General features: G+C 52.4%; 11 protein-coding genes. 8 read left to right on the forward strand and 3 right to left on the reverse strand.

What is annotated here, in order from left to right; all coding sequences use genetic code 11:
* Nucleotides 1-37: 37 nt before the first annotated feature.
* Both ABC502_RS16290 and glnE read left to right on the forward strand, forming a co-directional pair.
* A complete protein-coding gene (locus ABC502_RS16290) occupies nt 38-967 on the forward strand; it encodes a CYTH domain-containing protein (protein WP_330087524.1) in 930 nt (309 codons plus the stop codon).
* Nucleotides 967-3,762, forward strand: a complete 2,796-nt coding sequence (gene glnE / locus ABC502_RS16295) for a bifunctional [glutamate--ammonia ligase]-adenylyl-L-tyrosine phosphorylase/[glutamate--ammonia-ligase] adenylyltransferase (protein WP_345916652.1) — start codon at nt 967-969, stop codon at nt 3,760-3,762. The genes ABC502_RS16290 and glnE overlap by 1 nt, the downstream gene beginning before the upstream one ends.
* On the opposite strand, the gene ABC502_RS16300 is transcribed toward glnE, so the two are convergent.
* The 3 genes from ABC502_RS16300 to tolC form a co-directional block, all read right to left on the reverse strand.
* Entirely contained in the window at nt 3,759-4,331 is a 573-nt protein-coding gene (locus tag ABC502_RS16300) for a TcpQ domain-containing protein (protein ID WP_330087526.1), read from the reverse strand. The two genes, glnE and ABC502_RS16300, sit on opposite strands and share 4 nt — an antisense overlap.
* Before the next feature lie 40 nt (nt 4,332-4,371).
* A complete protein-coding gene (lpxL, locus tag ABC502_RS16305) occupies nt 4,372-5,295 on the reverse strand; it encodes an LpxL/LpxP family Kdo(2)-lipid IV(A) lauroyl/palmitoleoyl acyltransferase (RefSeq protein ID WP_330087527.1) in 924 nt (307 codons plus the stop codon).
* 127 nt (nt 5,296-5,422) lie between these two features.
* On the reverse strand, nt 5,423-6,751 hold the full coding sequence (gene tolC / locus ABC502_RS16310; RefSeq protein ID WP_330087528.1) for an outer membrane channel protein TolC: 1,329 nt from the start codon (nt 6,749-6,751) through the stop codon (nt 5,423-5,425).
* Nucleotides 6,752-6,866: 115 nt separating this feature from the next.
* Here tolC and nudF point away from each other — a divergent pair, with 115 nt between their 5' ends.
* The 6 genes from nudF to ABC502_RS16340 all read left to right on the forward strand — a co-directional run bounded on the left by nudF (nt 6,867) and on the right by ABC502_RS16340 (nt 11,560).
* The gene (gene nudF, locus ABC502_RS16315) at nt 6,867-7,511 is read left to right on the forward strand and encodes an ADP-ribose diphosphatase (protein WP_345916653.1); all 645 of its coding nucleotides are present in this window, start codon (nt 6,867-6,869) and stop codon (nt 7,509-7,511) included.
* Nucleotides 7,512-7,513: 2 nt separating this feature from the next.
* Nucleotides 7,514-7,951: a DUF1249 domain-containing protein gene (locus ABC502_RS16320; RefSeq protein ID WP_345916654.1), complete on the forward strand. Its 438-nt coding sequence runs from the start codon at nt 7,514-7,516 to the stop codon at nt 7,949-7,951.
* Between the two features lie 13 nt (nt 7,952-7,964).
* A complete protein-coding gene (locus tag ABC502_RS16325; protein WP_345916655.1) occupies nt 7,965-8,726 on the forward strand; it encodes a metallophosphoesterase in 762 nt (253 codons plus the stop codon).
* Nucleotides 8,723-9,328, forward strand: coding sequence for a YqiA/YcfP family alpha/beta fold hydrolase (locus ABC502_RS16330; RefSeq protein ID WP_345916656.1), 606 nt, complete (start codon nt 8,723-8,725; stop codon nt 9,326-9,328). Before ABC502_RS16325 ends, ABC502_RS16330 begins: the two co-directional genes overlap by 4 nt.
* Nucleotides 9,325-11,217, forward strand: a complete 1,893-nt coding sequence (parE, locus tag ABC502_RS16335) for a DNA topoisomerase IV subunit B (protein ID WP_330087533.1) — start codon at nt 9,325-9,327, stop codon at nt 11,215-11,217. The genes ABC502_RS16330 and parE overlap by 4 nt, the downstream gene beginning before the upstream one ends.
* Before the next feature lie 130 nt (nt 11,218-11,347).
* The gene (locus ABC502_RS16340) at nt 11,348-11,560 is read left to right on the forward strand and encodes a hypothetical protein (protein WP_330087534.1); all 213 of its coding nucleotides are present in this window, start codon (nt 11,348-11,350) and stop codon (nt 11,558-11,560) included.
* The last annotated feature ends 52 nt before the right edge of the window (nt 11,561-11,612 follow it).

Consider the following 11,612-nt stretch of genomic DNA (forward strand, 5'->3'; position numbering starts at 1 on the left):
TTTAAGGTATCGAAACAACAACTGGCGGGAAAATGCGATGGCGATGGAAATTGAACTGAAGTTTTTGCTGCAATCGGTGGCTGCCAAGGAGTTGGAAGCCCTACTTAAACCTATGGTGCAGCAGCTCCAAAGTGCTGAGCCGATGCATCTGCTGAATGGCTATTACGACACGCCTGAATACTGGTTTCAGCAGCATGGCATGGGATTACGCAGTCGCCAGCAAGACGGTAACATCGAGCATACCATTAAGTTGGCAGGGAAACAGCATGGTGCTTTGCATGCCCGCCAGGAATACAATGTGCAAGCCAAGCAACTGATACCTCAATTGGCAGCTTTTCCTGCGGTTATTTGGCCAGAACACACCGATGTGCAGGTTTTGCAGCAACAATTGACTGAACTGTTCAGGACCGACTTCTGTCGTCAACCCTGGTTGCTAACTCTGGCACAGCACACACAAATTGAGCTGGTGCAGGATGAAGGGCACATTGTGACTGCCGATAGCCAGCAGCCGATCTGTGAGTTGGAACTGGAACTAAAAACCGGTGATGTCAGTCAGCTATTTGTACTGGCCCGACAACTGGTGACAGCTTTACCTCTGCGGTTGGGGGTGCAGTCCAAAGCTGAACGTGGCTACCGCCTGACAGGCTCAAAACCACTGCAAGTCAAGGCATTGCCGACAGAGGCTGGTCCGGCACTGTTACTCCGTCTGCTGCAACACAACGAAGCTTGCTATATGCAGGAGCAGAGCCCCGATGCCATGTTAACAGTCTCGTTGGCACTGAACCGAATCGCCCAGTGGTTGAAAACTGTCCCTGCCATGCAGCGCTGGCAGCCAATTTGTACTCAGCTCTCCGCTAAGGCTGCACAAAGTAAAGCTGATCAACAGCTGTTTTTTGGCTCCGACTACAATTTATTGCTGTTGGCACTGACTGAGTATTTCCTGAACGCTGAGCTATCACATCATTGATGAATGCACATGACAAAGCGCTGGCACTCTGCCAGCACCTTCCAGGTTTTACCGAACTGACGGAGCCACAGCAACAGCGCCTGGCTTGGTTGTGCCGCTGTAGTGCTTTTTTAGGCCGTTGCCTGCAGCAGCAACCGGAGCTAATGCCGTTACTGCTGGATGATGCTGTACTGGCCGCGCCGCTTGATCTGACCGATCCGCTGGCCGGCCTGGTGGAGCAGGATGAAGCCCGTGTATTTAAGGCTATTCGCCTGTTTCGGCATCGTAGCCTGGCTCTGCTGCTGGCGGCTGATTTAGTGCAGTTAAAGCCCATCGCCCAGGCATTGCGAGAAGTATCGGCACTGGCGGAGCGTTGTATCAACAGTGCCTATCACTGGGCCTATCAACAGTTAACCCCCCAGTGGGGCACGCCTTTGACGGACAATGGTCAACCGATGCCCTTGCTCATTTTAGGGATGGGCAAGCTGGGTGGTGGTGAGCTCAACTTTTCCTCCGACATCGATCTGATTTTTACCTATCCCCATAATGGTGAAACCCAGGGGGGGCGCCGCAGTGTCGAGCATCATCAGTTTTTTCTGAGGCTCGGCCAGAAGGTGATCGCAGCCTTACACCAGGTTACTGCCGATGGTTTTGCTTATCGGGTCGATATGCGGTTACGGCCTTTTGGCGACAGTGGGCCCCTGGTGCTGAGCTTTGCTGCGATGGAAGATTATTATCAGGAGCAAGGACGGGACTGGGAACGGTACGCCATGCTCAAAGCCAGGGTGATGAATCCGGATGGCCAGCACAGCACTGAGCTTAAGCAATTGCTGCGCCCTTTTGTTTACAGGCGTTACATTGATTTTTCCGCCATTGAATCGCTGCGCCGCATGAAGCAGTTGATTGAACAGGAAAACCGACGTCGTAATCGCAGCGATAACATCAAGCTGGGTGCTGGCGGTATCCGGGAAGTAGAATTTATTGTGCAGACGCTGCAGCTGATCCGTGGTGGTCGCATCCCACAATTACAAACGCCCTCTATTTTGCAGGCGCTGCCACAACTGACTGCGCACGGTTTATTGCAGCAAGACCAGCAACAGCAACTGACCAATGATTATCTGCTTTTACGTCGGATCGAACAGTTGCTGCAGGGGATGGACGACCAGCAAACCCAGACCTTGCCAGATCAGGCGGAGCAACAAGCCTGCCTGCTGGCCATGTTGCAGCTAGACGACTGGCCAAAGCTGCAGCAACAAATTAGTGATGCCATGGCCCGTATTCACCAGGAGTTTTTGCAGGTCATCGAACCGGAAGAGGCCGCTGAACCGGATGAATTACTGGTGGGCAGGCTGTTATGGGACAGCGGGCAAAGTGCGTCGGAGTTGGCCGAACAAGTGGATTGGCTAAGTGCCGAACAGGCCGGTAAGCTGGTGGCTCAGGTGCTGGATTTCCGGCAGGAGTCTCAGCGTCGCGCCGTAGGCCCCAGAGGCCGTGATTATTTGGCTCGTCTTATTCCGCAAGTGCTGCATTTGCTGGCTTCTAATCAGGCGGGCGTCTCAGTGCTGGAGCGGGTACTGCTGGTGTTTCGCAGTGTGATGACCCGTACCGCTTATCTGGAACTTTTGTTCGAAAATCCTCCAGCCTTGCAACAACTGGTGACCTTGTGTAGCCAAAGTCAGTGGCTGACCGAGCAACTGGCTCGTTACCCGATTTTGCTGGATGAACTGATCGATCCGGCTCAGCTGTATCAGGTGCAGACCAAAGCAGATTATCAGGACAGGGTACGACAACGGCTGCTGCGTGTGCCGGAGGAGGACCTGGAGCTACTGATGGAAAGCCTGCGTCAGCACAAGCAGGCGCAGCAACTGCGGATTGCTGCAGCCGATATCAGCGGGGCTTTGCCATTGATGCAAGTCAGCGATCACCTGACCTGGCTGGCTGAAGCCATGATGGAGCAAGTGGTGGAGCTGGCCTGGCAGCAAATGGTCGCGCGTTATGGCTATCCGGCGGGTTTGGCAATGGGGAGCGACAAAGGCTTTGCGGTGCTGGCTTATGGCAAGATGGGGGGGCTGGAGCTTGGCTATGGCTCTGATCTGGATCTGGTGTTTGTGCACAATTGCGATAGCCTGGCGCCCACCTCAGGTGAGAAGGCCATCGACTCGCGGCAGTTTTATCTGAAGCTGGTGCAGCGTATTCTGCATTTATGCACCACCCGTACGGCCAGTGGTGTGCTGTACGAGGTAGATACCCGCTTACGACCATCCGGTAACTCCGGGCTTTTGGCCATTCATGTCCATACGTACCGTGATTATCTGGCGACCGAAGCCTGGACCTGGGAGCATCAGGCGCTGGTCAGAGCCCGTCTGGTTTATGGGGATGCCTTGATTGCCGGGCAGTTTGCACAGATCCGGGCTGATATTTTAAGCAAAGAGCGCGCAATGGCCAGTCTGCAACAGGATGTGCTCGGCATGCGCGACAAGTTGCGTCAGCATCACGGCAGTGATAACGAGCAACTGAAACACGCCAATGGTGGTTTGATAGATCTGGAGTTTATCAGCCAGTATCTGGTGCTGGCACATGCCTGCAAACACCCTGGGCTCTTCCAGTACAGCGACAATATTCGTATTCTGGAGGCTGCGGGCAAGGTAGGACTTTTAACCCTGGCCGAAGTGGAAGCCTTGCAGCAGGCCTACCAGCTCATGCGGGCGGTGCAGCATCGCCTGACATTGCAGCCAGTACTGCCGCCGGAGCTCTCCGGGCTGGAGGAGGCAAAAGCTGCAGTACAGGCCGTCTGGCACAAGCTGTTTAAGGATTAATGCCGGCTTAAAGGCTGGCAGTTTTGCTGCACGTAAGTATTGGGTTGATCGGTAATGACCAATGCGCGTTCTTTATGGCAAAGATAACTGAGTAGAGGGCTCGGAAAATCTGGCTGAATGGCTGCGGTGACTTCCGTTATGGCTGCGGTCATGCTGCCATTGGTTTGAAAGTATTGTTTAACCACATAATCCCGCGGCAGTGTCCAGTACAGTACCAGCCCTTCTGCTTGCACATATTCTTCCAATTTTGTTTTAACGGTATCGCCTTCGCGAAAGCGACGGTCGGTTTCCCGGCCTTGCCACTGCTCAGTCAAAGGCGATACCTGCAAAGCCCGTTGCTGCAGCTGTTGCGTTAAGCGGTGGCTGGTATCGGGTAGGCTGATGACAAAGTCACTGAGCTGTATATCGGCAATGGTGCCACGGATGCGTTCGTAAAAACTGCTCAGACCCTCGGCTGCCCTATTGCTTTGTTCACGATCCAGGCTAAAAAAGTCGGGCCGGAACAGCAGCAAATACACCAATCCGGATAACAGCACTGTGATAATAAGACTTCGGATCCAGAACCACATACCACTCACCTTTTGTGCTTCGCCTTGCAAAGGCATTGTTTTAGTATAATCCCGGATCGTTCGGATTGGGACGGGTTTTAAAACGTCGGTGCAACCACATGTACTGCTGCGGTGCACGCAGTACCGCCTGCTCTACCCAGGCATTGATTCGGCGCACATCAGCAGCGTTGTCGCCAGATGGGAAATTGTCCAAGGCTGGCAGACATTCTATTTCGTAGCCCTGATTACCCGGTAACCGCCGGGTGTACACCGGTATGACCTGACAGTTGGCATTGCTGGCAAACAGCAGGGTGCCGGTAGTAGTGGCTGTTTGTTCGACCGCGAAAAACGGCACAAATTCGGCAGTTTTCCGACCATAATCCTGATCTGGTAAGTAAAAGCAGACTTCGCCATCATCCAGAGCCTGCAGCAGGGCTTTGACTTCACGCTTACCAATCATGTATTTATTCGCTTTAATGCGACCACGGTACTGCAACCAGTCCATCAAGGGATTGTTGTTGGGTCGATAAAAGCCGACGCTTGGCAGGGTAAAGCCGAAAATACGGCCTGCCGCTTCTAAGTGCAGCATATGCGAAGCCAGCAGCAGCACTCCTTTGCCGGCATTACGGGCTGCCTGAACGTGTTCAAAGCCTTTTAAGGCGCCAAACCGCTTTAAACGCCAGGCTGGCCACCACCAGCCGATGATGGTATCAAACAGCGCCCGGCCGCTTTCCTTAAAATTAGCACGCAGCAAGGCTTGCCGCTCAGCAGCGGTTTGTTCCGGAAAGCACAGTTCAAGATTGCGTCTGGCTACTTTGGCACGTGACTTCAGCAGTTTTAACAGCAGCAGGCCGATACCATCGCCAAGCTTCATCAATACTGAATACGGCAGCCAGCTAATCAGCCACAACAGAGCGCAGCCCAGCCAAATACCCCAGTAGCGTGGATGCAGAAAAGACCCTTGAAATTGCGGTGCTTTAACCACCCCAAACCCTCAGTTTGCCAGAAAGGGGGCTATTGTAGCGGAAAATAATGTTCAGACAAAAGGTTAGGGGCAGAAAACGAAGAACGCAGCAAATGCTGCGTTCTTAGGGCCAGAAGGTTGGTATGAATTACAACGTCAGAGCACGGTTAATATCGGCCAGGTCTTGCTCGGTCAGATTACCGGCTGCCAGCTTCAAATCCAGCACCGACAAGATGTAATCGTAACGGGCACGCGACAAATTGCGCCGGGCATCAAACAGGTTACGGGTACTGACCAGCACATCAACGATGGTGCGGGTACCGACTTCAAAACCCGCTTCTGTAGCCTTTAACGCACTTTCTGCAGAGACCACCGCTTGCTCCAGCGCCCGGATGGACGAGGTCAGGGCCCGCACATTGTTAAAGGAGCTACGCACCTGCCGCACGGTGCTGCGATAGGTTTGCTCCACCAGCTCACTGGTTTCAACGAAGTTAGCCTGGGCCACGTTGACGCCGGCGTTAGTTGCACCACCACTGTAGATAGGTACTCTGACAGTAATACCAATGGAGCTATTATCCTGACGCGGACCTGTACCTCGCTCTATAAAGTTCTGATCGTAACCCCTTGCTTTGCTGCTGCCAATACTCGCTTCCAGCCCAACGGTCGGCAGGTGGCCGGCACGGGCCCGATCAATTTCGATACGGGCGATTTCAAGCCCAATACGCTGAGCCTGCAGTTCGAAGTTGTTTTCTTCTGCAATGTTTAACCACTGTTGCGGTTCGGTTGGGTTAAGCGGTGCTGTGCTGAACAAATCCGTATTCAAACCGGCCAGCTCGCTGTGGTAACGGCCGGTGATTTCACGCAGTTGCTCCAGGGCAATCTCCAGGCTGTTTTCGGTGGCAATTTCCCGCGCTACCGCATTATCAAACTGGGCCTGAGCTTCATGCACATCGGTAATCGCGGTTAAACCGACGGCAAAGCGCTGCTTGGTTTGTTCCAACTGACGCTCAATGGAGCGTTTTTCGGCTTGAATAAAGGTTAAGTCATCTTTGGCTTTTAACACATTGAAGTAAGCATCGGTAACCCGTACGATCAAGGCTTGAGCTGCACTGTTGTAAGATGTCTGGGCTTGTAATGCCTGCTTTTCGGCAATATCCAGGTTTTGCCAGTTGCGCCGGTCATATATGCTTTGGTCCAATTGAATACGACCACTGAGGGTGGTTCTGTCGTCACCAAAGGTCCAGTCACGCTGATCAGCCCGGGTTAAGCCAGTACTAAAGCCAATGCTGGGCAGTAAACTAGCTTTACTGATATCAATACGGGCTACGGCAGCATCACGACTGGCAGCCGCCCGCTGAATAACAGGATCTTTTTGCGTAGCCAATTGATAAACGCTTTGCAGATTGTCAGCAAGGGCTGGCAGACTAAATACGCCAAAAGACGAGCACAACAGGGTAGCGACTAATTTTTTATGCATGAGCAGGGGATCCTGAGTGAATCAAATTGGATAAATGATAACCTGTTCCAGTTTTACAGTGAAACTTAAAACCGTAAAGTTATCCCTTCAAATGTAACAGAATGTGAGTACGCTGATGTCAAAATTCAAGGCGATAAATTATCCATCATTTTTAGCAAAAGATGTAGAGATAAACGATAAAACCACGGTTTTTCAGGGTTTCTTTAAACTTGAACGCTATCAGGTACGGCATAAGTTGTTTGCTGGTGGCTGGAGCGACTGGATGCAGCGCGAGCTCTTTGAGCGGGGGCATGCTGCTGCAGTATTGCCTTATCATCCAGCCAGCGATCAACTGGTGCTGGTAGAGCAATTTCGCATTGGTGCGCTGAGGCGTGCTGCTGGTCCCTGGTTGCTGGAGATTATTGCCGGTATGGTAGCGCCAGGGGAAAGCATGGCTGAAGTAGCGATACGGGAAAGCAAGGAAGAAGCTGGGCTTATTCTGAGCGAACTGACCCCGATGCTGAGTTATTTATCCAGCCCTGGAGGGACAACCGAGCGTATCCAACTGTATTTTGCTACACTGGACACTTTACCGCAGGAAGGTGTGTTTGGCCTGGCTCACGAGCACGAAGATATTCGGGTGCATCTGGTACCACGTATGCAGGCCTTGCAATGGCTTGATGAAGGCCTGATAGATAATGCAGCAACTGTGATTGCATTGCAGTGGCTGGCATTGCATTATGAGCAGCTGTTTGCTGATAGCCAGGGCAGTTCGGAGTAACCATGACAGCGAAGCCAAAGTACCGGCCAAAACTGCCAGATTTTCTTAGCTTGTGCGAACGCAACTTTGCACAGCTGAATCCTTTGCTGCCTGCCAAGCTGGCGGTTGGTGAACGTCAGGTGATAGGCATGGATGATGCCAGTTATTTCCGGTTAGAAGTACTGGAGGTTTGTCCCTTCACCACTGTGCTGCGTATTGTACCATTGAGTGATCCTGCCTGGCCGGCACTGCAGCCTGCTTTTGATGTGCGCTTATACCACGATGCCCGGCTGGCTGAAGTCATCAGCTGCCATGGCCGACGTGGTTTCAAAGCCGTGTACGACTACCCGAATAGCGAGATGTTGCAACCGGATGAAAAACGCCAGGTCAATCGTTTGCTGAATGACTGGTTGCGGCTATGTCGTCAGCAGGGATATCGTCCTGAGCCGGTACCAGGTTGATACCAGGAGCCCCATGCTGAGTTACCATTTTCCGCAGCAGACCAGGTTCAGGCTGGTGCAATTGACCGATTGCCATTTGTTGGCCCGGAGCGATGCACTCTACCAGGGAGTGCAGCCTTATCAACAACTGGCAGCTGTGCTGCGCCAACTGGCAGATAACTGGCCGGATGCTGTGCTGTTAACCGGTGATCTAAGCCAGGATCACAGTCTGGCATCCTATCAACTGCTGAATACTTTGTTTCAGCAGGTACCGGTGCCTGTGTTCTGGTTACCCGGCAATCATGATGATGGTCAGCCGCTCGGTGAATTGCTGGCTGCACCACCTTTTTTACCCCATAAAAGTTTGTACGCAGCAGGCTGGCAGCTGGTGCTGCTGGATAGTACCGGTCCCACCCCGGCAGGCTATTTTCCGCGTGAACGCCGGGTTGAACTGGCCGCCCAGCTTGATACACACCCGGCACCTTGCTGGCTATTTGCCCATCACCATCCCTGGCCGATAGGCAGTTCAATTGATCGCCATGGCTGGCAGGATGCGGCACCTTTTTGGCAGTTGTTGCAGCAATATCCGCAAGTACGCGGTCTGGCCCATGGCCATTGTCATCATGCCTACCGTCGTCGTCGGCATGGGATTGAGTTGGTAGGCTGCCCGGCTACCTCCGTGCAGTTTCAACAAACGGCCGATTGGCAGACAGACATGCAGGGGCCGCAATGGTGTGAATGGTATTTTCATCAGGACGGCACCATTCAACTCGATTTTAAAAGGATCATGTCATGAGTTTGGTACTCTACCTGCATGGCTTTGCCAGCTCTTCGCAGTCGCACAAAGCGTTGCAAACGCGGGCTTATTTTCAGCAGCATCACCCTGAGATTGAGTTGTTGGTGCCGGATTTACCCTACACGCCGCTTGAAGCCTTAGCGGAAGTCAGCCAGGTGCTCGCCGGGCGGGTTCCAACTGCTGTGATTGGCAGTTCCTTAGGTGGTTTTTTGGCCACCTGGCTGGCTGAACAGCATGATTGTCGTGCCTGTTTAATCAACCCGGCGGTAGCGCCATACCGATTGCTGCGTCACCATTTAGGCCGCTACTACCATCCGGTACGTCAATGCCATTACGAAGTATCGGAGCAGGCAATCGAGCTGCTGCAACAACTGGAGCCGCCAGAGCTTGCCAAGCCGTCAAATTATCTGGTACTACTGCAAAGTGGCGATGAAGTGTTGGATTACCGCCAGGCGGTGCATTTTTACCAGCACTGCCAGTTGGATGTGCAACAAGGTGGTGACCACAGTTATCAGAACTATCTGCAGCAATTGCCCGCTATAGTGCGCTTTTGTTTGCAAACCGATGAATTTTGTACAGAACAGGTAATGTTTCAACCATGACAGTTCAAAGTTATAACGCCGATTCGATTGAAGTCCTTACCGGGCTGGAACCCGTGCAACGCCGTCCAGGCATGTATACCGATACCTCCAGGCCCAACCATCTGGCACAGGAAGTTATTGATAACAGTGTTGATGAAGCCCTGGCTGGACATGCCAGCCAAATCAAGGTGATCTTGCATCCAGACCAGTCTTTGGAAGTGGTGGATAATGGTCGGGGGATGCCGGTAGATATTCATCCCGAAGAAGGGGTGTCTGGCGTAGAACTGATTTTTTGCCGGTTGCATGCCGGTGGCAAATTTTCCAATAAAAATTATCAGTTTTCCGGTGGCTTACATGGCGTTGGGATCTCGGTGGTCAATGCTTTATCCAGCCGGGTGGATGTCACTGTGCGGCGCGATGGGCAGGTTTATGAGATGGCGTTTGCAGAAGGCGCTAAAACCAGGGAGTTAACAGTCACAGGTACCGTAGGAAAGCGCAATACCGGCACCCGGGTCCACTTTTGGCCCAACGCCGGTTATTTTGACTCGGCCAGGTTTTCTGTACCCCGTTTACTGCATGTGTTAAAAGCCAAAGCTGTCCTTTGTCCTGGCCTTAGCATTGAGTTTGACGATAAGGTCAACAACCAAAGTCACAGCTGGTGTTATCAGGACGGTATTCGTGATTATCTGGCCGAAGCAGTGAAAGACTTTGTTGCTTTGCCGGAGCAGCCTTTTGTCGGCAATTTCAACAGCACGCAGGAAGCTGTCGAGTGGGCCATGCTTTGGTTGCCTGAAGGTGGCGAGCTGGTGACCGAAAGTTACGTCAACCTGATTCCAACCGCTCAGGGGGGGACCCATGTGAATGGCCTGCGGCAAGGGGTGCTGGAAGCGCTGCGTGATTTTTGTGAGTTTCGTAACCTGCTGCCTCGCGGTATTAAGTTGTCACCGGAAGATGTCTGGGATCGCTGCAGCTATATTCTGTCGCTGAAAATGCAGGATCCGCAGTTTGCCGGCCAGACCAAAGAGCGGTTGTCATCACGCCAGGCATCCGCTTTTGTCTCTGGCATCGTTAAAGATGCGTTCAGTCTGTGGCTAAATGAGCACACTGAGATTGCTGAAGCTCTGGCTGAGCTTTGCATTAGCAATGCACAAAAGCGGCTGAAGGCTGCAAAGAAAGTGGTGCGCAAAAAGGTGACCTCCGGCCCGGCTTTGCCTGGCAAGCTGGCGGATTGTTCGGCGCAGGATCTGCAGCGGGCCGAGCTGTTTCTGGTAGAAGGGGACTCGGCCGGCGGCTCGGCCAAACAGGCCCGCGATCGAGAGTTTCAGGCAGTAATGCCGCTGCGTGGTAAAATTCTGAATACCTGGGAAGTTGAATCCGGCCAAATTCTGGCTTCACAGGAAGTGCATGATATTTCAGTGGCCATTGGGATGGATCCGGACTCCACTGATTTATCGGCACTGCGCTACGGTAAAATCTGCATTCTGGCCGATGCGGACTCCGATGGTCTGCACATTGCTACCTTGCTGTGTGCGCTTTTTATGCGCCATTTTCCCGCTCTGGTGGAAGCTGGCCATGTTTATGTTGCTATGCCGCCATTGTATCGGATTGATATTGGTAAGGATGTGTATTATGCACTGGATGAAGATGAAAAAAATGGCATCCTGGACCGCATTGAAGCCGAAAAGAAAAAAGGCAAGGTCAATGTACAGCGCTTTAAGGGGCTGGGGGAAATGAACCCATTGCAGTTGCGCGAAACCACCATGGACCCAAATACTCGTCGGCTGGTGCAGCTTACCATTGACGATCAGTTGCAAACCATGGAACTGATGGATATGTTGCTGGCCAAAAAACGCTCTACGGATCGCCGGCAATGGTTGGAGCAAAAGGGTGATAAAGCCATTATTGCTTGATATAACAGTGCTTTATCTGTAAGTTGCGAGTTTGACTGTTTGCTTATAGGCTGCTTATTTGCACCGGGTTGCAACCTGTGCTAGGTTGGCTGTGCTGAGTTCTTTTTACACTCATTCAAGGGAAATGCACATGAAACTAACCTTAAAGAAGACCCGTTTGGTTAACTTATCGCAGGAAGACAAGGGATTGCCACAAGAGCTTACCGCCCAGGTTGGTGCTGGTGGTGGTGCTCGCTATCTATCGAATGGCTGCACATATAATTGCATTACCAGACGTTGTGAAAGGCTGCAGCAATTCACAGTGGATGAAGACCCGGAAGCACCATTTACCGAGATGCCATAAATATTGACAGGCTGGCGCTGACACCTCGTTAATGCTGGCCCTGATTCGCTTC

Origin of the sequence: Alkalimonas sp. NCh-2 (assembly GCF_039631345.1) — a bacterium.
Lineage (GTDB): Bacteria > Pseudomonadota > Gammaproteobacteria > Enterobacterales > Alteromonadaceae > Alkalimonas > Alkalimonas mucilaginosa.